Raw genomic sequence first — 25,843 nt, forward strand, 5'->3', positions numbered from 1 at the left:
ACTAATTCTATTCATCACCCTGATCCGATAGCTATCGGATCAGCATAACGACCGCGTCAGGCAATTATATCTTCCCAATACTTTCTTCCACCTGTACCGCCCAGCAGCCCGCAGCGCCAACGAGGGCAGCATCTTCATTCAGTTTAGAAATATGGATTGGACAATTGATATCCATCGATTGCAGGTATCTGGTTACACCAGGAAGAAAACGGCCTGAAGCATTGGCGATATTACCGCCGATCACAATGGCGTCAGCATCATTGTTTTGCTGGAAATCTTTCAGAAAAAGCCCCAGGTTCTGGCTAAACTCTGTAAATATTTTGCGTACCGTTTGACTTTCATCATGAAGCATCGCAAGTTCACGGACATTTAAGATGTTTATTCCCGAGAGTTCGTAATAGCGTTTTAAAAACCAACGGGTAGAAAGGTAGTCTTCGGCAATACCATCCAAAAAAGGCGAACACCACAAATTGGCATCCGTAATTTTTCCTTCAATGCCAACAGCACTTCCCAATCCGGTACCCAATGTTATGCCGATCAGGTTTTGATAGGCACGGGCTTCGCCTGCAAATACCTCTCCGGCCAAAAAGCAGGAAGCATCGTTGCTCATTAAAATCTGGTCCCTGCTGATCTGCAGTTCGCTGGCCAGCATGTCTTTCACGTTCAGGCCGTAAAAGGCTGCATACTTGTCGTTCCCGGCAATATAAGAGATCCCGTTTTCGTAATCGAAAGGGCCCGGCATGGCAATACCTAAACGGCCAACTTGAATATCAACCTTTTTATAAGCTGCTTTAATGGTTGTACACCAGGTTTTTATAATCTGTTCGGTTGTGCCATGAGAGTTTACACGATCGCGGGTATAAGAGTTTTTAAGGATATTGCGTTGTTGCATATCGATTACGGCCGCAGTAATGTGCGAACCGCCAATATCAATGCCCAGTACATAATTGATTTTATTCATTGTTTCAGCTTCAATAGATCTATAAATGGCCAGTGCCATATACATAGCACTAGAATAAGAACCCATTTTTTTGTCAAATTGCCTACAGCGGCCAGATTTTTTTATGAAATATTTTTTATTACCTTACATTTGATTCAAAAACTAACCAAGTTGAAAGCAGCTAAGCTAGATCTAGTCGTTTTATGGAATAAGATTTGTCTCGAAGATGATATCACATCCTTTGAGCAGCTTTATCGCTTTCTGTACGGCAGGTTGCTTAAATTCTCTGTTTATTATGTAAGCGACAAACAGGCGGCCGAAGACATTGTGACCGAAGTTTTCGTTAAATGTTGGGAGAACCGCAACGGAAGTACCCACGTGCTAAATCCCGAAAGTTATTTCTTTATCGCGGTAAAAAATCAATCGCTTAAATACCTTAAAAAAAATTCTTCAGTTACGTTTATCGATTTAGTTGATGTTGAAGATGATATTCAGGTGAGTACGCATACCCCCGAGTATATTATGGAAACCAAGGAACTGCACAAACAGCTCGACCGGGCAATTGCAGGTTTGGCACCACAGGCGGCTACTGTTTTTAGACTGATCAAAGAGAGCGGAATGAAATATAAGGAAGTGGCTGAGCTGTTGGGTATTTCACCACGCACGGTGCAAACGCAGCTATTCAGGGCTATTGCAAAACTCCGCGTGATCCTGCAGCCTTTACACACTAAAGACAAGGGTACAGATGAAAAAATGATTGGAAAAATCATCTCTCTGGTTATCTTAGCGGGTACTTTATCTTTTTTATATTTTTTGTAGGCAATTTTCTCATAAAAAGGAACATACAATAAAGGACGGAAAACAAAATGACAGATCAAAGATTTACAGAATTGCTTGGAAAACAATTGGCCGGAGAACTTTCGCCGGATGAATCTGTTGAACTGAAATCTATTTTAGCCGATAATCCGGCACTGAAAAATGAACATAATGTGCTGCAGGCTTATTTTGAAGCCGAAACTGTTGAAAATGAAAATATCGATCCTGTTTTCGAGCGGATCAAAGCGCAGATTAAATTTCCTGAACAACCCGTTTTAACGGTGCGTAAAAATAAATCTTATGGTTTCTGGTTAAAAATTGCCGCGGTTGTGGCAATTGCTTTGGCTGTGGTACTGATGTATAACCGCGGGCACATTTTCTCCACACCATCTGCTTTGCTAAACGCACAAACCAGGGCTAGCGAAATTAAAACCATTGTCCTGGCCGATGGTTCTACTGTTAAAATGAATTCGGAGAGCAGTTTAAAATACCCGGCACATTTTGATGGCGAAACCAGAAATGTTTACCTTTCCGGAGAAGCCTTTTTTGATGTGAAAAAAGATCCTGAACATCCCTTTATCGTACATACTTCTCAAGTAGCCGTAAAAGTACTGGGAACCGAATTTGATGTAAAAGCCTATACAAATGATGCCTTTACCGAAGCTACTTTAATCAGGGGAAAGGTATCTGTTTCAATTAAAAATAATAACAACCAAACTTTTACCTTAAAACCTAGTGATAAGTTTACTTTATCTAATGGCAAAGGAAGCATAAGTCAGTTGACGATCTATAATGGAATAGGAACAGATAAAGTAATCGAAACGGCATGGCTTAAGCACGAACTCACCTTTAAAAATCAACGTTTTGGTGAAGTGGCTAAACTTTTCGAACGTTGGTATGGTGTTAAAGTAAACTTTAAAGAGTCTGAACTTAAAGAGATGCGGTTTACTTCATACTTTGAGAAAGAAAGTATCAACGAAGCGCTAAATATTTTAAAACTTATCGAAAACTTCAATTATTCGATAAAAGGCAAAAATGTGTACATCTATCGTTAGCACAAACAGTTAAGCCGTGTATATTTGTAGTCATGAATTTTGCACAGCGGATCATATTGTTAATTGGATTGATTTTTCCGCTATGTGTACATGCGCAAACCAAAGTAAGCCTAAATTTTAGCGATGCCAATTTCGAACAGGTAATCGAAAGTATACAGCAACAAACTGTTTATCGTTTCGCCTATGGCGAATCCAAAATTCCGAAACATCGTGTATCGGTAAAGGTAGAAGACGAAGAAGCTTTAAAAGTAATCGAACAATTGTTGCTTAACAGTGGCTTTACCTATTCGGTATTACCCAATAACCTGATTGTAATCAGGAAAAATGTTGAAGGTAAACCGACTGCCGACAGCGTACACCTTTTAAAAGAGGTGGTGATTACTGCTTTAGGTATCGAAAAAGACAACGAAAAAGTAGGTTATGCTTTAACCACCATCAAAGGTTCTTCCCTGGCGAAGGCCAGGGAAAGTAATATGATTATGGCCCTGCAGGGCAGGGTTGCCGGACTAAACATCACCGGGGTAAACGGTGGTCCCGGATCTGCGGCGCGGGTATTGATCCGTGGGGTTTCGAGTATGACGGCTGCCTCGCCTTTGTTTATCGTAAACGGGATACCCATCGATAACAGCATCAGGGGAAGTGCCAACGAATATGGTGGTGCCGATTATGGCGATGGCATCAGTAACATTAATCCAGATGATATCGAAACCATTACCATACTGAAAGGCTCCGCGGCATCTGCGCTTTATGGAGCAAGGGCCGCTAATGGGGTAATCCTCATTAACCTGAAAAGCGGGGGAGAAAACACCAGGGCAAAACTGGAATATAATTCCAATCTCTCTTTTGATGTTCCGGTAAATTCTACCGATTTTCAATATATCTATGGTCAGGGAGCACAGAATAAACGGCCCAACGACCAGTATAATGCCATTTCTACTGGTTTGTTGAGCTGGGGCGAAGTGATGGACGGTAAGTTAACACCACAGGTAGATGGTTCTATGCGGCCTTATTCGCCTGTTCAAAATAACATCCAGACTTTTTACCGTACCGCGCCTGCTTTTATCAATACCCTTTCGCTTGTAGGCGGAAATACCAGGAACAATTACCGGGTTTCGGTTTCCAACTTAGATTATAATTCTGTTTTAAGCAATGGTGCCCTGAACCGTAAAACATTCAATTTTTATGGAACGGTTGCCTTAAGCAAGCAACTATCGTTAAGCCTCACCGGAAATTACATTTACGAGCGAAACAAAAACAAAAGTTACCTTAGTGATGGCCCGTTAAATGCCAATTATGGGATTGCGGCATTGGCCACCAGCTTGGATCAATCGATCCTTGCACCGGGTTTTGATGCAGAAACAGGTTTCGAAAGCCGCTGGAATGCCGACGAATATAAAACCAATCCCTATTTCCTGATGAACAAACAGGCCGATTATTCAAATAGAAACCGCTATATCACATCTGCAGTGCTGAAGTATCAATTGGCCAGTTGGGCATCCCTTCAGGGGAGGATCGGGTATGATTCGAGTAAGGATGAAGTGGTGAGTATTTTGCCCACCGGTATAGCTTTTTCCATCAACAGGCAGGGCGGTATCAATGCTTACGACCACAACCATACTTCGGAGCTTAACAGCGATATTCTGTTCAGTGCCACTCAAAACCTTACAGATAAACTGAACCTCGAATTTTCCATGGGCGCCAACTACCGGGAAAGAAAAGGAAATGGCGACAAGTTAAGCGGCTCGCAGTTTAAGGTGCCTTATTTGTATGTTCCCGAGAATTTGATTACCAGTACCAAAACTTTGGCCATCTCGAGGATTGTAACGGAATCGGCTTATTACACCGCCGATCTGAGTTATCAGCGTTTTCTCAATTTATCGGTTACGGGCCGCTACGATATCTATTCTACCTTACCAGCCAATAACCGGGGCATTTTTGTGCCGGGTATATCGGGCAGTTTTATTTTTTCAGATCTGTTGAAATTGAAGGGACTCGACTTTGGCAAACTGCGAATAGATTTTGCCAAAACCAGTGGCGAACCCATCGTTCCCTATACCACACAAATCTATTATACTGTAGATAACCAGGTAAATGGTGTACCCGTTGGCGGTTTTTCCGGCGATCTGCCCAATTACAATTTAAAGCCTTTTACGTTGAACGAAATAGAAGCTGGCCTCGATCTTAAATTTTTTAACAGCCGGTTGGATGTAGACTTTACTTATTTCAACCGCCTTACCCATAACGAAATCATCAATGCCAAGCAGTCGGTTACCACGGGTTTTAGCTCAGCTTACGTTAATCTTGGTGCAACCCGAAATGCGGGGATAGAACTGGCCCTGGGTTATACACCTGTGCTCACTTCGAACAGCAAATGGCAGATTAACCTAAATATAACCAAGGTGAAAAATACCCTCCGCTCTATTGATGGCAATAGCAATTATACACTTACGGGTACTTACAGGCCATTAAATGCCAATACTGCATTGGTAGTAGGTAAACCGATTACACAGATTATGGCCTACGATTACCTGCGCGATGCCAGCGGAAACATCATTATCGGGTCGGATGGTATACCCAAACGCGGCAATTTTGTCCCCATGGGAGGCACAATGCCCACTTTATACGGTGGTATTACGAATAGTTTTAGTTATAAACAGTTTAACTTTTCATTCCTGATCGACTACCGTTTTGGCAATAAAATCTTGTCGGCAACAGAATATTATAGTTACGTGCTTGGGTTAAATAAAGCTACTTTGGTGGGTAGAGAAACCGGTATTGTTGCCGATGGCGTGCTGGAGAATGGACAAAAAAATACGATTAATGTTCCTGCTTATGCCTATTATCCTGAGCTGGCTACCAATATTTCTGCCTTATCGGTTCTCAATGGCAGTTTTATCAAGTTGCGGCAGGCTACACTGGGTTATTCTTTCAGCAATAGCTTTTTAAGAAGAACACCTTTTAGCAGCATTGGGATTGATCTGGTGGCACGTAACTTGTTTACCCTGCTTAAATATACCAAAAACATAGATCCTGAATCGCAGTTTTCACCAACCTTAGGCTATGCGGGCATAGAGGGCGCCTCATTGCCGGCTACACGCAGTTTTGGGATTAATTTTAACTTTAAATTTAAATAAGATGAGTTGGATGAGGGGTTATATTGTTGGTGTTTTCTTGCTGTTTTTAGCGGGCAGTTGTTCTAAAGCAAAACTCGACGAAATCAATACCGATCCGACCAAACTTACCGAAAATAATTATGATCCAAACAGTTTGCTGGCACAGGCACAACTTAAATATGCCAATCTGGGTTATTATCAGCTATTGTACCAGAGTACCATGATGCAATTGCTGGCCTCCAGTTATTATTATTACAACAATGGCGATAAATACATCAACGTTGGCAGTTTTACCGATTACCAGGGCCGCATTTTCAATGAAGGTTATACCGATGCCTCCTACATCAGGGAGATGCAGCGGCTGGCGAAGTTGAAAGATCCTGCAGCTTACCAGAACCTGATTGCTATAGGTGATATCATGTTTTTATTGATTTTGCAACGGATTACAGACACGTATGGCGACGTGCCCTATTCGCAAGCAGTTAAAGCCATGCAGGGCATTAAATATCCCATTTACGACCGTCAGGAAGATATTTATACCCAGATGCTGAACGATCTTGACGCTGCTACTGCTAAACTCGATCCTGAAAAACCGGGACCGAGTGCAGATCTTTTTTACAAAGGCGACATGGCCAAATGGAAGAAGTTTGCATATTCTTTAATGTTGAGGATCGCGATGCGCTTAACCAAAGCAGATCCTGAAAAAGCCCGATTGTGGACAGAGAAAGCCGCAGGTAAAACCTTCGGCAGCATAAACGATAACGCAATCCTGTTAACGGATGCTTCCTCTTTTAACAGCCAGAATGGAACATCGCTTGCCTTAAGAACCTATTCCGATTACCTCGAAGTGCGGTGGAGCAAAACGCTGATCGATCAGCTAAAAAATACTAACGATCCAAGGCTGGGACTAATTGGTGAGGTTCCAAAAGATGGACTGGCCAAAAATGCCGATCAAAACCTAAGTGGAAATAGCGATGCAACCGTTCAGTTGGGTATGCCTAACGGATACGACCTACAGGGTGGGGCAACAGACATCAGCCATGCGCCAAATTACCCTGGCGGTACGGGCAACGGAAGCGATTTTGCGCCCCTGGGGAAATACTCGAGGCCCCGAACCGCTATGTACCTGAAATTAGGTGGTCCCATTTTTATCCTTACTTATGCTGAAACCGAATTTTTGCTTGCCGAAGCGAAGGTGAGGGGATGGAATATTGATGGATCCGCAAAACTGCATTATACCAATGGATTAACCGGAGCGATACAGTCTCTTGCCCAGCTTGATCCTTTGGCTGCGGTTGATGCCAATAAGATTACGGCCTTTGTAAACCAGAATCCGCTTGATGAAAGCAGTAGCGAGAAAGCGGTGGAAACCATTAATACGCAATACTGGGTAACTACTGGTACCAATTTTAATTTTATAGAAGCCTGGTTAAACTGGAAAAGGAGCGATTACCCCAAACTTATTCCGGTAAACTATAAAGGCAATGTTACCAATGGCACTATTCCCCGCAGGATGATCTACCTCTCAACAGAAATTCTTAATAACCCCCAAAACTATAAAGATGCTGTGGCCAGGATAGCTGGTGGCGATGTGCTTACGGCGAGGGTGTGGTGGGATAAATGATGGAACATAAGCTGTGTAGGCGAAGATAAGGCCTTTTTATAAAAGCGGGGGCTTTGTTGTAAAAGGCGGGTGCTTTGTTGTAAACTGCAGGGGCATGTTTGGAGATTGAAGGAGCTCTTTTGGTAATTGAAGTGGCTCTGTTGTAAACTGCAGGGGCATGTTTGGAGATTGAAGTAGCTTTTTTGGTAATTGAAGGGGCATCTTTGGATATTGAAGGTGCGTTATTGCTAATTGAAGGAGCGTTTTTGATAATTGCAGGGTTTTTCCCGCAGATTAAGAAGATTTACGCAGAGCAATAAATGGGGGATAACCCAACTTTGCGCGCTTCGCGCTTTTTTTTCTCTGCGCACTTTGCGGTTAAAACTGATTACGCCAGTTAGCCACGCCCGCCTGAACGGCAGGGCAGAGAGGCACGGAAAGCACGGAGAATTGTATTCTAACGCTGTATTCTTGATGGTAAAAAAAACAGGATAGATCCTGAAACAAGTTCAGGATGACGATCGCGTTTCTTTAATACCTTTTATACACCCAATTCTGTGCCCTCAGTGGTAAAATGATGGAAAATGTAAGATGGAAAATGGACTTGATTCTGCGGTGATCCGTGAAATCAGCGGGAGCTATAAGGCAAATGGTTTCCCGCAAAATTAAGAAGATTTACGCAGAGCAATAAATGGGAGATAACCCAACTTTGCGCGCTTCGCGCCTTTTTTTCTCTGCGCACTTTGCGGTTAAAACTGATTACGCCAGTTAGCCACGCCCGCCTGAACGGCAGGGCAGAGAGGCACGGAAAGCACGGAGAATTGTATTTTAACGCTGTATTCTTGACGGTAAAAAAATAGGATAGATCCTGAAACAAGTTCAGGATGACGATCGCCTATCTTTAACACCTTTTATATATCCAACTCTGTGTGCTCAAGGTATTTCTTTGTGCCCTCAGTGGTTAAACGATGGAAAATATAAGATGGAAAATGGACTTGATTCTGCGGTGATCCGTGAAATCAGCGGGAGCTATAAGGCAAAGGGTTTCCCGCAAAATTAAGAAGATTTACGCAGAGCAATAAATGGGAGATAACCCAACTTTGCGCGCTTCGCGCCTTTTTTTCTCTGCGCACTTTGCGGTTAAAATTGGTTACGCCAGTTAGCCACGCCCGCCTGAACGGCAGGGCAGAGAGGCACGGAAAGCACGGAGAATTGTATTTTAACGCTGTATTCTTGACGGTAAAAAAAACAGGATAGATCCTGAAACAAGTTCAGGATGACGATCACATTTATTTAACACCTTTTATACAACCAACTCTGTGTCCTCAGTGTATTTCTTTGTGTCCTCAGTGGTAAAACGATGGAAAATGTAAGATGGAAAAGGGACTTGATTCTGCGGTGATCCGTGAAATCAGCGTAAGCTATAAAGTAAAGGGTTTCCCGCAGATTAAGAAGATTTAGGCAGAGCAATAAGAGGGAGATAACCCAACTTTGCGCGCTTTGTGCAATTCTCTGTGTGCTCAGTGGTAAAAAAACAACTCGGCGCACTTTGCGGTTAAATGAAACAACTACAACGGCCCTGTAGAATCCCTTTTAATTAATATCGATTTTAATTTAGGGATTTCATCTGCATCGAACGGTTTTTGATCCAATATTTTAAATAAAAAACCAGCGGCTTCCCTGCCAATTTCGAAAGCGGGTTGTGTAATGGTACTCAACGAAGGATTTAAAAGAGGTGCTGTACTTAGGTTCGAAAAGCTAATGATTTTAAGGTCGTTGGGAATATTTAACCCCAGTTCGTTACATACATAATAACAAGGGAGGGCTAGTTCTTCAATCGACGAAATAATGCCATCGGGTTTTTGACTAATGATCAGGTTTTTGATGTTTTCGTAATTTTGATCGTCGTCGTTATGGTGATTTACAATCAGGTTTTCGCCCGATTCCATATCATAATCTTTCAGTGCATCGCGGTAACCTGCAATCCTTCTTTTACCGGTATTCAGACAACTCAAGGCATAAAGATAGGCTATTCTTTTACAGCCGTTATTAATCAGGTGTACCGTGGCATCGTAAGTGCTTTCATAATCGTCGGCAGTGATTTTAATGGCATCAATATCTTCAATGGTGCGATCGAAAAACACAACAGGGATTTTATTAACCAGTTCCCTAAAATGATCCAGGTTTTCGGTACTGCTCGAAACGGAGATCAATATGCCATCCACACGTCCACTGAGCAGGCTATCGGTAAAGGCGATTTCAATTTCACTGTTCTCATGTGTAAGGTAGATTAATACATGATAGCCACGTTTTCTCGCAATTTCTTCAATTCCGTTTATGGCCAGGGAAAAAAAGTTATTGGCGATTTGGGGAATGATCACAGCGATGGTTTTTGTTTTCTGACTACGGAGATTGCTCGCCGCCGGGTTGCGCTCGTATTTGAGCTTTTTGGCCAGTTCTAAAACCTTTTGTTTGGTATCGATACTGATCTCATAACTATCGTTAAGGGCTTTTGAGACGGTTCCGATCGATATATTTAATTCTTTGGCTAAAGTTTTTACTGTAACGTTTTGCCTCATTTATGCTGGTTTATTTGAGTTTTAATTTAGGGTAATGCTGTGTTTTACTAAAACGTATTCGTAAATAAAATTTCAGTTGAACACCCGATTTAATATTTTTATATACAGCTTTGATCAGGAGAACCGCTCTTTTTCGTAGCTGCTCCTATAACCAAATATAAAACAATTAATCCGACACCATCAAGTGCCCGGGTTGATTTAGGCTAATGAAACATGAATCATCTGGAAACAACCGACTATGTCGTTTTTTTTATCTATTTTATTGTCATAGCCACTTATGGTTATTGGGTATATTCTAGTAAAAAAGCAGCAAGTACCGATACAAAAGATTATTTTTTGGCCGAAGGTTCCTTAACCTGGTGGGCCATTGGTGCCTCTATTATTGCCTCAAATATATCGGCCGAGCATTTTATCGGCATGTCGGGCTCTGGTTTTGCAATGGGTTTGGCCATTGCCAGTTACGAGTGGATGGCTGCTGCAACCCTCATCATTGTAGCCGTATTCTTTTTGCCCATCTATCTTAAAAACAAGATTTACACCATGCCTCAGTTTTTGTCGCAACGGTACAACAATACGGTAAGCACATTAATGACGGTTTTTTGGTTATTGGTTTATGTATTCGTCAATCTTACTTCCATATTTTTTCTTGGTGCATTGGCTGTTGAAACCATTACAGGAGTTTCCTTTACGGTTTGCCTGATTGCCCTGGCCGTATTTTCGGTCATCATCACACTTGGTGGCATGAAGGTAATCGGTTATACCGACGTTATTCAGGTATTGGTTTTGGTGGTTGGCGGTTTGGTTACCTGTTATATGGCGCTTAATATGGTGAACGATCATTTTCATATGCGTACCGTGCTGGAGGCATTGCCCATCTTAAAAAGCCAGGCGGATGATCACTTCCATATGATCTTTTCAAAAGGCGACAAGTTTTATAACGAACTACCAGGGCTGGCCGTTCTGGCTGGCGGTTTATGGATCAATAACCTTAACTACTGGGGCTGTAACCAGTACATTGTGCAGCGGGCACTGGGAGCCGATTTAAAAACCGGTAGGGCAGGATTGATTTTTGCCGCGTTTTTAAAACTGTTGATCCCTGTAATTGTAGTGATTCCGGGCATATGTGCTTATGTACTTTGGCAACAGGGCTTTTTTCATAAAGAAATGGTGGATGCCGCAGGAAATGTAAAACCGGATCATGCCTATCCCATTTTAATGAACCTTTTGCCTACGGGGCTTAAAGGGCTGGCTTTTGCGGCATTAACGGCGGCTATCGTGGCTTCGCTTGCGGGTAAGTGCAACAGTATCGCCACTATATTTACACTCGATATTTATAAAAAGTACATTAAAAAGAATGCCTCCGAAAAACATTTGGTTAATGTAGGCCGCTGGTCGATCATTGTAGCTTCCTTAATCGCCATTGTAATTGCACCCGCCTTGCGAAGTTTCGATCAGGTTTATCAGTTTATACAAGAATATGTAGGTTTTATTTCTCCAGGGGTATTTGCCATCTTTCTGCTGGGTTTCTTCTGGAAAAGAACCACCTCAACTGCAGCACTTACAGCGGCATTGTTAACCATTCCATTATCCACACTTTTTAAATTTCTGCCCGAACTTACCAGGGGTTTTATTTCGCCGATTCCTTTTTTACACCGCATGAGCTGGGTATTCTGCATCATCCTGGCATTGATGTTTCTGATTACCGTTTTTGATCCGAAAAGTAAAACCAATCCTCAGGGACTCGAAATAGACAGCAAAATGTTTAAGGTTAGTCCTTCGTTTATCGTTTGTTCGGTACTCATCTGCGGTATTCTTGCCGCTTTATATACGGTATTCTGGTAATGAACAATCCTAAGCACGATTTTATATCCATGAAAAATATAACGTTATGAAAACACAAAAAAACGAAAAAATGAACCCGCTTTCAAGTTTAGAAGTTTGGGAAGATGATGTGTTAAAAAGATATCCTGAGCCAGGTGTTCCGGAAAAGGCCAAAGAAGAATTTAGAAATTATGACAGTCCGGAAATTGATTCCGTACGGGAGTTTTACCGCTTAAACCACAAATATCAAACTTATGATAACGTACTGGCCAAAAAGGACAATTTTTTAAAGTTTGATAAAAAAGAAATGCCCTGGTGGCAGGCCATGGAGTACCTGAATACTTTGGTTGACGATTCTGATCCTGATATTTCACTCGATCAGTTACAACACTTATTGCAAACTGCCGAAGCGATCCGTGCAGACGGGCATCCCGATTGGTTTGTACTTACGGGTTTTATCCACGATCTGGGAAAAGTGCTTTGCCTGTTTGGCGAGCCGCAATGGAATGTGGTTGGAGATTCGTTTCCGGTAGGCTGTAAGTTCTCCGACAAGATTGTTTTTCCTGAATTTTTTGCCGATAATCCGGATACCTACGATGAACGCTACAATACCAAATATGGGGTATATAGCCACCAGTGTGGATTGGATAATATCCACATGTCGTGGGGCCACGATGAATATCTGTACCAGCTGACCAAAAATTATCTTCCCGAACCTGCACTTTATATGATCAGGTACCATTCTTTTTATTCGCAACACCGCGAACAGGCTTATAACCATATACTCAATGCCCACGACCAGGAAATGTTTAAATGGGTAGATAAATTTAATCCTTACGACCTGTATTCTAAGAGTCCTAAAACACCCGTTGTGAGTGAGTTAAGGCCATATTATGAAGACCTTATTGCGAAATACCTTCCTGCTACAGTAGCGCTTTAGGGGCTTAAATTGCTGCTGTTTATTTATTGTATACCACCATTATAACTGATTATGATTTAACAATTTAATAATCTAACAGGTAAATACTGCTTATATCAAAAAGACATCTTTGTGCGATTTCTTTAGTTACAAATATCCCAAACCAAACACTTACTATTTATTAATTATGCTCATGAAAGGAATTTATACGCTTAATTTTCGATTATTGGCACCTCAGTCCCTGAAAATCATATTTTCGGCGGTACTCTTGATGGTGTCGATGGCTGTATTTGCACAGCAACCGGGGAGAACCATCTCTGGCCGGATTACCGATGAAACCGACCTGCCTTTGATTGGCGCAACGGTAAAGGAACAGGGCACTTCGAATGCTGTTTCTACTGGTAGCAAAGGTGAATTTAAACTTAATGCCGTAAAAGGTAAAACACTAGAGGTATCCTTTATCGGTTACAAAACAAAACTGGTGGCTGCCAATGCCGATGTACTGAACATTAAACTCGAACCGGATGCATCCATGATGGATGAGGTTTTGGTTGTGGGTTATGGAAAACAGACGAAAAAAGATGTAACGGGTGCCGTTACTCAGCTTGATGAGAAAAACTTCAGGCAGGGCGTGGTTACTTCGGCGGATAATTTACTGCAGGGTAAAATTGCCGGAGTACGTGTAGTAGCCAGTAGTGGCGAACCGGGTGGAGGTGTAGATGTAACCATCCGTGGGGTTGGTTCTATCCGTAGTGGAAGTACACCGCTTTTCGTGGTAGATGGTGTGCCGTTAACTAATGATGATGTGAGCCCTTCAGGTACGAATGTTGGTTTCGGTTCATCAAAAGCTAAAAATCCGTTAAACTTTTTAAATACAAGCGATATCGAATCCATTTCGGTATTAAAAGATGCTTCTGCAGCAGCTATTTATGGTGCGCGTGGATCGAATGGTGTGGTAATTGTAACCACCAAAAAGGGTAAAACCGGGCAGGGGAGCTTTACTTACGATTCTTACCTGGGCCTTTCTAACGTAGCCCACAAACTCGACTTGCTCAGCGCCGATGAATACCGTGCCGCAATCAAAGACAAAGCCTTCGATCATGGAGGCAATACCGATTGGCAAGATGTGATTTACCGACAGGCCAAAACGTTAAACAATTCTGTATCCTTCTCAAAGGCCACCACTACAGGCAACTATTATGTTTCGGCAGCACAGATGGATCAGGAAGGGATCGTGAAGAACAGTGAGTTTAAACGTACCTCGGCAAGGATTAATGCTTCAGAATCTTTTCTGGATGATAAACGTTTGAAAATTGGTATTAACCTAACGGGAAGTGAAACCCGTGATGATGGTGTGCCAACCAGTGATGATGGCGGTTCGAACGGACAGCTGATCATTCAGGCCTTAATGTCGAACCCAACCCGTTCGGTATTCGATCAGAATGGAAAGTTTACCAACTTCAATGCGAACGCGCATTATAACCCAGCCTATTTGTTAGATATTTATCGCGATCGTACCCGTACTTTAAGGGTATTGGGAAATATGGATTTATCTTTCAGGATTGTAAAAGGGCTCGAATACAAATTTAACCTTGGTTTAGACCGCTCGGTGGGCGAAAGAAATACCACTATTTTTCCTAACATAACCGACCTGAGCCAGAGCGGAAGATATGTACAAACCAACCTCGATTCGAAGAGTACTTTGATGGAGCATTACCTGAACTACAGTTTGCTTACAGGCAAACACAAGATCGAAGCCATTGCTGGTTTCTCTTATCAAAAATTCGAAAGAGGAGGAACTGGTTTCAGTATAATCGGTATAGCAGATAAGGGGGTAGGTATTTTGCCTGAAAATAACCCGGGTTATGCCGGTACGCAGAATGGTGTAACAGGCTTTGCACAAATCAACGAGCTACAGTCTTACTTCTCAAGGGTAAACTATGCTTATGATAACAAATACCTATTTACGGCCTCTGTACGTGCAGATGGTTCCACCCGTTTTGGCGAAAACAATAAATATGGTTATTTTCCTTCGTTCGCACTGGGCTGGAACATCGCCCAAGAAGATTTCCTGAAAAAGATACCAGTAGTAAACGAGCTTAAGCTAAGGGCAAGCTGGGGCCAAACGGGTAACCAGGAAGTGCAGAACAAACTTACTCAGGCCAGTTATGCATTGTCGCCTAATCAGGGTTACTACCTCAACAACGATCTTACATTAGTAAACGGTATCAATGTTATCCGGACACCGAACCCTAATCTAAAATGGGAGGTGGTTACCCAGTATAACGTAGGGTTAGACTTTGAGCTTTTTAAAGGCAAACTTTATGGAACATTAGACTATTTTAACAAAACTACAACCGATGCCATCCTTAACATTCCTGCACCGGTACTGAGCCCTACAAATGATATATGGGTAAACCTCGACGGAAATTACGGTGGTAAGATCGTGAACAAGGGATTTGAGTTTATGCTTGGCTCAAAACTGATCAGCAAAGGTAAATTTAACTGGAATGTTGATGTGAACGGTGCCACGCTGAACAACAAAATAAAAGACCTTCCGATATCGGAGATCCTTTCGGGCACCATTTCAGGACCGGGCCTTTCGGGAGTAACGGCCAATATTTATAGGAACGGCTACGCAGCGGGTTCTTTCTTCATGTTAGAGCATACCGGTTTCGACAGCAAAGGCAACAATACCTTCAGAGACGTGAACGGCGACGGGGTGATCGATAACAGTGATAAAGTGATTTTCCAAGGTGCAATACCAACCTTTACCTATGGATTGAACAGCCAGATGACTTACGGTAACTTCGACTTCTCGTTCTCGTTTATCGGGCAGAGGGGTGGTTACCTGGTGAATAATACAGGATTGAACGCGCTGAACATCAATAACCTGGCATCCGACAGAAACGTGTCCAGACATTATTTCGATATGGGCGCCAACCCGGCAAACCCGCCACAATTGTCATCGCTATACCTGGAGAAATCAGATTTCATCAGATTAAACTCGGTACGTCTGGGCTACAACATCAAAGTAAAACAGTTGAGCTGGCTACAGGGGCTGGGCCTTTATGTTACCGGACAAAATCTGTTCACCATCACCAATTACAGCGGTTACGATCCATTGATCAATAGCCCGAAGGCAGCCAATGGAAACCAGTCGATAGGTATCGATTATACCAGCTACCCAACGGCAAGGACAATTATTTTTGGAGCAACTTTAAAATTATAACGTAATGAATAGCAATAATATATCAAAGCTTAGGAACATGGTGTTTCTTGCTACAGCACTTGTTTTTGCGGGCTGTACCAAACTGGATGAAAAAGTGCTTGATGAGGTGCTGGGCAGCAGTGCTTCCAACCCTGCAGGCGCACTGGCGGCGGCTTACAGCCGTTTGGGCGAAGGTACCTTTGTAGATCACGGCGCGGTTTTCTCGCTACAGGAATACACAACAGACGAAGCTATTCTGGCCACGAGGGGAAGCGATTGGGGCGACGGGGGCAAATGGCGCTCAATGCACGAGTTTACCTGGGCACCCAATAACCCGATCGTAACAGACAACTGGAACATGCTTACAAATGGGATCACCCGCTCGTTAACCGCGATAAAGGAGGTAACCAACAGCAGTATCTCACAAAAAACACTTTATTTGGCAGAGGCAAAAGGGCTATTGGCTTTTTATACCTATACCACGCTCGATCTTTTTGGGCAGGCACCATACCGCGACCCGATGGACGAAAAGGCACCATTGGAAATGAAACAGTCGGCCACGGCGATTGATGAGCTGATTTTACAGGTGGAGGCGCTGATCCCTGATCTGGCTACTTTAGGTCAACAGTCTACACATAATGGACGCTTTACCAAAGAGGCAGCTTATGGCTTGTTGGCTAACATGTACTTAAACCGTGCGGTTTTTAAGGATCGTTATGCGGCAAGTTTCAATTTTAATGAAAAATCGGTAAATACGGCCGAAACTGATATGGATAAGGTAATCAGTTATACTTCATTATTGATCAATTCGAGCAGGTTTAGTTTGTTAACCAATTACTTCGATAATTTTGCAATCAAAAACTCTGGCGGACAGGAGCTGATTTTTGTGGTGGTACAAAAGATCGATTACCTGCGCAATGGCTCGAACTCCTTTGCCTATGTGTGCGTAGAGCGTAACCAGAAGCCTTCATCTGCTAACCGTGGTACCAATGCAGCCTGTATCAGTCCGCAGTTTTATGCCAGCTGGGATGGTAACCATGATGATCCACGTTTCTCGCAGAAATACCAATATGCTGATGGTACCTGGTTTACCAATGATGGTCCGGGCAGTGTACCGGCAACGGATATTGTGCCGAAGAGCAGCAACCTGCCTTGGTTCCACTTTAACAGGGGTATCATGGTTGGTCAACAATATGGCCCTAAGCTAACCCCACAGGGAGCATTGGAGCTAACTAGCGATGGAAGGATCAAGGTATCGGAACTGGTGATGGAGAAAAGTACCTCTACCAAGATGGACTTCACACCGGAGCTTAATTTTTCGAATCCTACGCAGGCCGTATTTGCACAAAACGAGATTAACCGTGGCGCACGCTGTTTTAAATATGAATTCGATCCTGAAGAGGGTAACGGAAGCAGTAATGTAGATATTCCTTTAATCCGTTTAGGCGCAATATATACCATGCGCGCAGAAGCTTATTTCCGCAAGGGGATGGTAGCAGAGGCGATGGCCGACATTAACAAGTTGCGTACCACAAGAAAACGTGAGGCTTATTATGGCAGTACGCCAGGTACGCCAATCACTTCTCTTAACGAGGCTACACTTTACAAAGAAATTGCTTACGAAACTTATTGGGAATTGTTAAGACGCCCACAAATGATCCGTTTTGGTAAGTTAGAGCAAGCGTTTAGTGCTAAACCTATTACGCAGCCATTTAGAAGGATTTTCCCGATCCCACAGGCTACACTTGATGTAACCAAAACAATTAAGCAAAATCAAGGATATTAATATCAGCATGAAAAGTATTTTTTGCACCACTTTATTGCTGATGCTCTTGTTTTTGGTGAAGACCAATGAAGACGAATTGCCAATAAACAAAATCCAGGTGATCGGTTCTCACAATAGTTTTAAACAGGCTATTGATCCGTTACTGTATAAAGTATTTCAACAGCAGGATTCGGTATCTGCCAGTAAACTGGATTATGAACATCCGGCTTATACAGCGCAGCTTGCTTTAGGTTTGCGTAATCTGGAGATCGATGTGTATGCTGATAATAAGGGTGGAAGATACAGCCATCCAAAAGGTTTGGAATGGGCAAAAGGCCAGAAACCTTATGACGTTGAGGGTAAAATGAACGCACCTGGTTTTAAAATACTCCATGTACCAGATCTTGATTTTCGCAGCAACGCTTTTACACTTAAAGAGGTATTGCTCGAACTGAGGAAATGGTCGGAGGCACACCCTGATCATACACCTGTATTTATCACCCTCGAAGCAAAAGATGATTCGATAAAACGTGCTGGTTTTACACAACCGGAAAAGTTTGTAAACGAAACTTTCGACGAACTGGACAAAACGATAAACAATAGCCTGGGATCAAAACATTTAATTGTTCCGGATCAGGTTAGAGGTAAATACAAAACCCTCGAAGAAGCGGTATTAAAGGGGAATTGGCCAACTTTAAAATCAGCAAGGGGCAAGTTTGTCTTTATTCTTGATGCCCAGGGTGAAAAGCGATCAACGTACATCAAGGGTCACCCAAGTTTAAAAGGACGTGTTTTGTTCGCAAACGTCGATCCTGGAAATCCGGAGGCTGCCATCATGTTCAGAAACGATGCAAAAGATCCGAATATTCCACTTCTGGTAAAACAGGGATATATGATTAGAACCCGTGCGGATATGGATACACGTCAGGCGAGAGCCAACGACAGGTCTTATTTTGAAGCCGCGTGTGCATCTGGAGCACAAATTATTACCACAGATTATTATCAAAAAAGTACACACTTTAAAAGTGATTACTCCGTAAGTTTTGAAGGAACAACTTATTTCCGGAAAAATCCACTGTTTAATTGACGATAAAAAACCTACTATAATGCCTCAAAAAGTTAATGCTTTTTGGGGCATTTTTAATTTAGCTATAAATACCTGACGTGTTTTTTCTCTTTTCCATGGTTAATGGCTTTAATCAACAGGTATATGCCCAAAAATAAAAGAATGGCGGCAATGGCCACGCCAATAATAATAGGCAGGAATATACCTGCTGCGGCAAAAAACTCATTCCAGTTTACACGGGGATAAAAAATGTAAGTCAATATCAAAGAGCCAAGCAATGTTAAGACAGAAAAAAAATAAAGGGTTCCGGGTGTGGTGTTGGTTTTCATAATTGTTTAATGTGATGGGGATAAGTATGAAGTTTAATTTAGATAAGGGTTTTCGGGGATATAAACCAAATGGTAACCGTTTTTCTTCAATAGGTTAATGGTGTACTCGTCGGGTAGCTGTTTAAAAATAACTGTAGTTAATACCTGCGAAGGCATGGCTTTTAACTTAACGAGGGCATCAAGGAGCAATTTTTTCATTTTAATAAAGAAAAACTGCCTGTTGTGCTGATCGGTTGATATCGAATCTGCCCCTTTAAACCAGTAGTTTGGATTAATCTTTTTAAAACCAACCATTGGCAGGCCCAAACCTGCCGCCATTTTTTCGAATTCACGTTCCGAAACCTTGTATACAAAATTCCCAACGGGTTCGAATGAAAATCGGTTTTTCCATAGTTTGTTAAAAAAACGTCCGTTCCGCGCAAAAACATTGCTTAACATCAGCAAGAGTGGCATCTTAGAAACGGGGTCTTGCGGTTCCATAACTACCACACCCGATCTGGCTACCCTGATCATCTCGTACATGGCGGCATATGGCCTTGGGAAATGGTGGTAAGACTCTTTGCAAAGCACAAAATCGAAACTATTGTCTGCTTGTGTGAGTTTTTCTGCATTCTCTGCCGCACAAGCATTAATAATCCCTTCTTTTTGTGCAATGTTTAAAAAATCGGTATTCAGATCGGTTGCCAATGCACGGTTACCTGAATTCAGGATGTATTGTGCGTCAAATCCATAAGCATCTCCTACAGTAAGCCAGTTCCTGTCTTTTTTATCCAGAAGTGGATCCAAACAGCTGAAAAATAATTGTTGAAGCCAGTGTGCAACATTGTTCTTCCCTGTTGCCCTTGCCTTTTCATAAAGATCGCTTTTAGCACTTTCGGATGGGAAATGTTCATTATACCACTTATTGTGTCGGTTATAGCTTTCGTTATGGCGCATAGGCTAGGGTTTATATTGCTTACGAACCCAGTGTTTAAAACGCTTGGTCGAAAAAATAAAATGTATCGTTAAAAAATAAATTAATTTTAACCCAGCGTTTTTCCTATCCGTTGCGTAACCTTATTACAACACGATGAAAAACCGCTTACCGAACCAAATGGATGAACCTTTTTTTTAAGCAGGATACTAAACTAATCAAAGGCTGCAAAGCCAATGAGCGGCAAGCGCAGGAAGGTCTCTATAAACTTTACTATGCCGATATGCTGCGTATATGTTTTCGTTATTTAAAATCAGACGACCTGGCGCACGATGCGCTGAGCGTTGGTTTTTTGAAAATTTTTCAGCATATCCAAACCTTCGATGCTAAAAAAGGAGAGTTTGGTGCCTGGATTAGAACGGTAATGGTGAGGTCGTGTATTGATATTGGCCGGAGAGAGGCGAAGTTTAACGAAACCATCAGTCAGGATGAAATAGAAGAAGTTTTTATTCAGCCGTCGGTATTGGACAAACTTTTTGTAGAAGATCTCCTGAAATTGATTCGTCTGTTGCCAACAGCTACACAGTTGGTTTTTAACCTATCGGTTATAGACGGTTATTCACATAAGGAAATCGGAGAACATCTGAATATTAGCGAGAGTACCTCAAGGTGGCACCTTGCAGAAGCAAAAAAACAGTTGAGGAAAATGTTAGCTTCCCCGGCAATTGATAGACCTACTGAAAACATAAAAAGAAGATGAGAAATTCAGCATGGTATCATAAACTCTGGCGCAATAAATTCGATAGTCTTCCAGTTAAGGATATTTCGGATGCCTCATGGACAGGCATGCACAAACTGCTCAATGAGCAGATGCCGGTAAGTCCGATCAGTGGCCATGGCCCCAATTTATCTACAGGAGCCAAACTGTTTAAAGTGATTGGTTATACCTTATCTGTAGCCGCTACGGTTTCGACTGTAGGCTACTTTGCAGTGCAGAAATCAAAAAATAAACATAAAGAAAACATCAAGAATGTGAAGCCTGTGCGTTCAGATTCGATCCCTGTTGATAGCAGCAAGGTATTAAATTACAATGAAATTGCTGATACAACCCTAAGTAGGGATAGTATGGGTATGCATGAAAATGCAATAAATAATGCTGCAGAGCATGGTAGAGATTCGCTCAATGGAGTACAAGTAGCGAATGAAAATGCGATAAACGTTTCATCAAACAAGCCTCCACATGCGGCACCATCAATAGGGAACAAACAGACCGGTACAGAAAGGTCTTATGCAGTTAGTGCTTCGGGAAATGTAGGTATAAGATCATCAAAACCTGGCTCAGGAGTCGATGTTTATGGATATGCAGATCAAAAAACCGATAGCTCATTTGCAAACATTAACAGTTTATTGTTGATGCCAAATGGATTTCAACAAGGAAATGGATTCTCGGATGCTCTTCCTTCGGCTATTGTTATTTTTGATCAAAAAGCAGTTTTGCAGATGTATACGGATAAGGACTTACATTACGCATCATCAGTAAAGGGTAACAGTAGGAGTAACCAAAACAATAAAAGAGCAGGTCGCATTACACTTGATAAAAACCAGAAGGTAAAGAACATCAGGTTGCCCAAATTTAAAACGGCCAGAATTAAACAAGACCATGCCGATCCAACCTTCACTTATGGCATAACAACTGGAGTGAATGTACAAAAAGGCAATAGTAGTTTTTATGGGGGTATCTTTGGTGCCTACGCCTTAAGTAATAAATGGCAGCTTGCTGTAGGTGTGAATATCAATAGTTATCAAAAAATTATTGCTGAATTTACGCATCCGAGTTATTATCGTCCCGATTCGGTGCCACCCTTTACCATTGCGGCAACACGAAAAGTGATTACCATGGACATCCCGTTAACCGCCGCCTATAAACTTTCAAAACACATCAGTGTTAAAGCGGGGCCGGTAATTAGTTTTGTGGGCAAGCAGTCTGAAATGATAACCAAATTAAACCCGATAGCCGATCCGCGCGATACGTTATACCACAGCAAGACTATCGACTCGACAATAGTGAATACCGTAAACAATAAGGTACACATCGGGTTCACAGGCGGCATCAGCATTCATATTAAACAATTTGATATTAATGGTAGTTATCAATGGTTAGCGCCATATAAGGTAAGCAACAGTTTGGGCACTTTTAAACAAAGCAATCAGGTGTTTAGAATTGGGATAGGGTATAGGTTTAAATAGGCACAAACTTGACGAAAGGTTGCCATTGCACACCGAGGAATCCCCAGTTTTTCGAACCGGCTGTCGGCTCAAAAAGCCCCTTTCTATTGGTCGGTGCATCACCCAATATGGTTTAGTTAAGCCCTGGTAACAGGCAAACATCATTAACCACAGATAAAAAGGTGTCCATCTGTGGTTAAAAACGCTTAAAATCGATTTTGAAATCTGCCAATGAAAGCGGAGTCGAAGATTTGTTATCCCTGCCACAGGGAAAGCAAATGTGCAGATATAATCTGTGTTCATCATCTTCATCTGTGGTTAAACAAGCTATAGATAAAATAGTAAATAAAACAATTGTAATAAGTCATCTGCTTTATTGTCTTTGAACAGATAGTATTATCCATCTTTTTTTATTGATTCTCCATTTTTATCTATAAGATTAAATGCCAATTTTAAAATGCTAAGCAATCATTAAAATACCTGTATTGCATTAGCCTTTACTATATTCGCCATTCCTATATAACCAAATAATTTTTAGAACGATCCCATCTTTATGCCTTATCATTTTAGTAAAACGATTAACTTATTCCTGCTTTTCTTATTGTTCACCTCTGGCCTGCACGCTCAGGATTTTGTTTCTTTAAACAGTTCAGCTACACAAGTGTGGAGTATTAAGCCCAAAAAAGAAGTCAATGATATTGCTACATTTTGGAAAGCTGATTTTAAAGCTCAAGATTGGGTTAAAGCAGTGGTGCCCGGAACGGTTTATACCGCTTATGTAGAAGCCGGACTGGAAAAAGATCCAAACTTTGCCGACCACATCTGGACGGCCGATAAAGCGAAATTTGATCAAAGCTTTTGGTATATCACCAGTTTCGAAGTGCCAAAATCCTTTACCAAGGAAAAGATATGGTTAAACTTTAATGGCGTAAACCGCAAGGCTGATGTGTATTTAAACGGAATAAAACTTGGTGCTTTGAACGGCTTTATGGAAAGGGGTAAATATGATATCGGAGCATTGATACATACAGGCAAAAAAAATATCCTGGCAGTTTTGGTCGATATTCCCCAGCGACCAATGGCCAATGCTTCCAGCCCCAGTTATATCTCTAGTGGTGGTTGGGATTGGATGCCCTATGTGCCCGGTTTAAATTCCGGTATTACCGATAAGGTGTTTTTATCCAATTCGGGTAGTTTAACCATTCAGGATCCCTGGGTGCGGAGCAAACTGCCCACCAATGCGCGTGCGGATCTGAGTATTGCCTTAGCCATAAAGAATACCGAAAATAAAGAGCAGACTGCTTATATCACAGGGGTAATTATGCCGGGAAATATCGAATTTTCAAAAAAAGTAAGACTTGAGGCCAATGATGAAACTTCGTTTTTATTCGATAAAAGAGAATTTGAACAGTTAGCGGTATATAATCCAAAACTTTGGTGGCCAAACGGATATGGAGAGCCCAATCTTTATAGCTGCAAATTAAGTGTGAGTCTGAATAACCAGGTTTCGGATGAAAAAACGGTTAACTTCGGGATCAAGTCGTACACTTACGATACCATTGGTGCTGTTTTTCATCTTGCCATCAACGGGAAAAAGATTTTCGTAAAAGGAGGAAACTGGGCGATGTCTGAATATATGTTGCGTTGCCGTGGCGACGAATACGACACCAAGGTTAAACTGCATCAGGAAATGAATTTCAATATGATACGTAACTGGATCGGATCGACCACTGATGATGAATTTTACGAAGCCTGCGATAAATACGGTATCATGGTGTGGGATGATTTTTGGTTGAATTCGAATCCCAATCTTCCGCGCGATGTTAATAACTTCAATGCAAATGTAATCGAGAAAATAAAAAGGTTTAGAAACCACCCATCTATAGCTGTTTGGTGTGGCGATAACGAAGGCTGGCCTGAAGCACCCTTAAACAACTGGTTGAAAGAAGATATCTCCACTTTTGATGGCAACGACCGTTATTATCAGGTGAACTCGCATGCCGACAACCTTTCGGGAAGTGGACCGTGGATGAATAAAGATCCCCGCTATTATTTTACGCAATACCCTACCGGTTTAGGTGGTAACGATGGCTGGGGCTTTCGTACAGAATTGGGTTCAGCGGTGTTCACCAATGTAGAAAGTTTTAAAAAAATGATCCCTAAAGAAAACTGGTGGCCAAGGAACGATATGTGGGACAAACATTTTTTCGGTACCTGGGCCTTTAATGCCGGGGCCGATCAATATGAGCAAAGCATTAATACCCGATATGGCAAAGCGGTTGGAATTGAAGATTTTTGTAGAAAAGCACAATTGCTGAATATAGAGACCAATAAAGCCATGTACGAAGGCTGGTTAGACCATCTTTGGGAAGATGCTTCGGGCATTATGACCTGGACAAGTAATGCTTCTAACCCCACTTTCATCTGGCAGACCTACGACTATTTTTATGATTTAAACGGAGCTTATTGGGGGGTGAAAAAAGGTTGCGAACCGGTGCATATCCAATGGAATCCGGTTAACAACGAAATCAAGGTAATCAATACCTCATCTGGTGATTTAAATGGTTTAACGGCCGAAGCCAGCATCTATAATATGGATGGCAAGCAGGTGGTAAAATATAATCAGACGGCTAAAATAAATTCATTGTCGAATGCTGCGGTTACCGCTTTTAAACTTCCATTCCGTGGCGATCGGGTTAATTTGGCCTTAAATAAACCAACGCTGGCTTCATCTGGCGAAACATCGCCGGTTAACGATGGGAAAGACGATACCAGATGGGCGAGTAATTCGACCGATAACGAGTGGATTTATGTAGATCTGGGTAAAAAAGAGCTGATCAGTGGTGTAAAGTTAAACTGGGAACAGGCCTATGCAAAGCTTTTTAAAATCCAGCTTTCTGATGATGCCAAAACCTGGAGCGATGCCATGGCGCAGGTAAGCGGAAAAGAAGGGCTACAGGAAATTATTTTCTCAGAAGAAAAAGAAGCGCGTTACGTGCGGATACTGGGTGTTGAAAGAGGTTCTTACTGGGGCTATTCGTTATGGAATTTCGAAGTATTTGCGGGCGATGTAACCAGCCCCGATTTAAGCAGCGTACACTTTTTAAAACTTAAACTAAGCGATGCCAATGGAAAACTGGTTTCTGATAACCTGTATTGGAGAGGTAACAACCGTAAGGATTTTACGGCGCTAAACCAATTGTCCAAAGCGAAACTCGAAGTGACTTCAACTGAAAAAACGGTAGGTGTTAAACATTTTATTGAAGCAAAAATCACAAATCCGAAATCGGCAAAAACCGTTGCTTTTGCCATTAGGGTACAGCCGGTTAAAGCCAGTACTGGCGAACAGATATTGCCACATGTAATTAACGACAGTTATTTCACACTGATGCCCGGCGAAAGCAGGAGTATCCGTGTAGAATTTAAGTCCGATTTGATCAAAAATGATTCCGCGAAACTATCGGTAGTACCCTATAATCGTTAGGGG

General features: G+C 42.0%; 17 protein-coding genes. 13 read left to right on the forward strand and 4 right to left on the reverse strand.

All coding sequences use genetic code 11. The features are described 5' to 3' along the window. Positions 1-64: 64 nt before the first annotated feature. A complete protein-coding gene (locus R2S57_RS15905; RefSeq protein ID WP_316845946.1) occupies positions 65-1,027 on the reverse strand; it encodes an ROK family protein in 963 nt (320 codons plus the stop codon). Between the two features lie 84 nt (positions 1,028-1,111). Between R2S57_RS15905 and R2S57_RS15910 the strand changes: the two genes are divergently transcribed. The 5 genes from R2S57_RS15910 (at position 1,112) to R2S57_RS15930 (ending at position 7,847) form a co-directional block, all read left to right on the forward strand. Beyond that, positions 1,112-1,759 (forward strand): RNA polymerase sigma-70 factor, encoded by a 648-nt coding sequence (locus R2S57_RS15910; RefSeq protein WP_316845947.1) that lies wholly within the window; start codon positions 1,112-1,114, stop codon positions 1,757-1,759. 47 nt (positions 1,760-1,806) lie between these two features. Beyond that, positions 1,807-2,811, forward strand: a complete 1,005-nt coding sequence (locus tag R2S57_RS15915; protein ID WP_316845948.1) for a FecR domain-containing protein — start codon at positions 1,807-1,809, stop codon at positions 2,809-2,811. A 32-nt stretch (positions 2,812-2,843) separates the two neighbouring features. Next, a complete protein-coding gene (locus R2S57_RS15920; protein ID WP_316845949.1) occupies positions 2,844-5,945 on the forward strand; it encodes a SusC/RagA family TonB-linked outer membrane protein in 3,102 nt (1,033 codons plus the stop codon). 1 nt (position 5,946) lies between these two features. Beyond that, positions 5,947-7,548: a SusD/RagB family nutrient-binding outer membrane lipoprotein gene (locus tag R2S57_RS15925; protein WP_316845950.1), complete on the forward strand. Its 1,602-nt coding sequence runs from the start codon at positions 5,947-5,949 to the stop codon at positions 7,546-7,548. 161 nt (positions 7,549-7,709) lie between these two features. Then, positions 7,710-7,847 (forward strand): hypothetical protein, encoded by a 138-nt coding sequence (locus R2S57_RS15930; protein ID WP_316845951.1) that lies wholly within the window; start codon positions 7,710-7,712, stop codon positions 7,845-7,847. 1,248 nt (positions 7,848-9,095) lie between these two features. Here the strand turns inward: R2S57_RS15930 and R2S57_RS15935 are convergent. Further along, a complete protein-coding gene (locus R2S57_RS15935) occupies positions 9,096-10,106 on the reverse strand; it encodes a LacI family DNA-binding transcriptional regulator (protein WP_316845952.1) in 1,011 nt (336 codons plus the stop codon). Positions 10,107-10,319: 213 nt separating this feature from the next. On the opposite strand from R2S57_RS15935, the gene R2S57_RS15940 reads away from it, so the two are divergent. From R2S57_RS15940 to R2S57_RS15960, 5 genes are all read left to right on the forward strand, one after another. Beyond that, the gene (locus R2S57_RS15940; RefSeq protein WP_316845953.1) at positions 10,320-11,948 is read left to right on the forward strand and encodes a sodium/sugar symporter; all 1,629 of its coding nucleotides are present in this window, start codon (positions 10,320-10,322) and stop codon (positions 11,946-11,948) included. Between the two features lie 46 nt (positions 11,949-11,994). Then, on the forward strand, positions 11,995-12,867 hold the full coding sequence (locus R2S57_RS15945; protein WP_316845954.1) for an inositol oxygenase family protein: 873 nt from the start codon (positions 11,995-11,997) through the stop codon (positions 12,865-12,867). Positions 12,868-13,039: 172 nt separating this feature from the next. Then, positions 13,040-16,078 carry a TonB-dependent receptor gene (locus R2S57_RS15950; protein WP_316845955.1) on the forward strand — a complete coding sequence of 1,013 codons (3,039 nt, stop codon included), beginning with the start codon at positions 13,040-13,042 and terminating at the stop codon, positions 16,076-16,078. Positions 16,079-16,082: 4 nt separating this feature from the next. Continuing rightward, positions 16,083-17,843 carry a RagB/SusD family nutrient uptake outer membrane protein gene (locus tag R2S57_RS15955; protein WP_316845956.1) on the forward strand — a complete coding sequence of 587 codons (1,761 nt, stop codon included), beginning with the start codon at positions 16,083-16,085 and terminating at the stop codon, positions 17,841-17,843. A 7-nt stretch (positions 17,844-17,850) separates the two neighbouring features. Beyond that, the gene (locus R2S57_RS15960) at positions 17,851-18,909 is read left to right on the forward strand and encodes a phosphatidylinositol-specific phospholipase C1-like protein (protein ID WP_316845957.1); all 1,059 of its coding nucleotides are present in this window, start codon (positions 17,851-17,853) and stop codon (positions 18,907-18,909) included. Between the two features lie 62 nt (positions 18,910-18,971). Here the strand turns inward: R2S57_RS15960 and R2S57_RS15965 are convergent, their stop codons facing one another. Then, positions 18,972-19,217, reverse strand: a complete 246-nt coding sequence (locus R2S57_RS15965) for a hypothetical protein (RefSeq protein ID WP_316845958.1) — start codon at positions 19,215-19,217, stop codon at positions 18,972-18,974. Positions 19,218-19,250: 33 nt separating this feature from the next. Continuing rightward, complete coding sequence (locus tag R2S57_RS15970) at positions 19,251-20,153, reverse strand: class I SAM-dependent methyltransferase (protein WP_316845959.1); 903 nt, start codon at positions 20,151-20,153, stop codon at positions 19,251-19,253. 161 nt (positions 20,154-20,314) lie between these two features. Between R2S57_RS15970 and R2S57_RS15975 the strand changes: the two genes are divergently transcribed. The 3 genes from R2S57_RS15975 (at position 20,315) to R2S57_RS15985 (ending at position 25,840) form a co-directional block, all read left to right on the forward strand. Further along, entirely contained in the window at positions 20,315-20,890 is a 576-nt protein-coding gene (locus R2S57_RS15975; RefSeq protein ID WP_316845960.1) for a sigma-70 family RNA polymerase sigma factor, read from the forward strand. Then, on the forward strand, positions 20,887-22,377 hold the full coding sequence (locus R2S57_RS15980; protein WP_316845961.1) for a hypothetical protein: 1,491 nt from the start codon (positions 20,887-20,889) through the stop codon (positions 22,375-22,377). The genes R2S57_RS15975 and R2S57_RS15980 overlap by 4 nt, the downstream gene beginning before the upstream one ends. 532 nt (positions 22,378-22,909) lie before the next feature. Beyond that, positions 22,910-25,840: a discoidin domain-containing protein gene (locus R2S57_RS15985; RefSeq protein ID WP_316845962.1), complete on the forward strand. Its 2,931-nt coding sequence runs from the start codon at positions 22,910-22,912 to the stop codon at positions 25,838-25,840. Positions 25,841-25,843: the final 3 nt, after the last annotated feature.

The sequence above is a fragment of the Pedobacter psychrodurus genome, assembly GCF_032678585.1.
Taxonomy (GTDB): domain Bacteria; phylum Bacteroidota; class Bacteroidia; order Sphingobacteriales; family Sphingobacteriaceae; genus Pedobacter; species Pedobacter psychrodurus_A.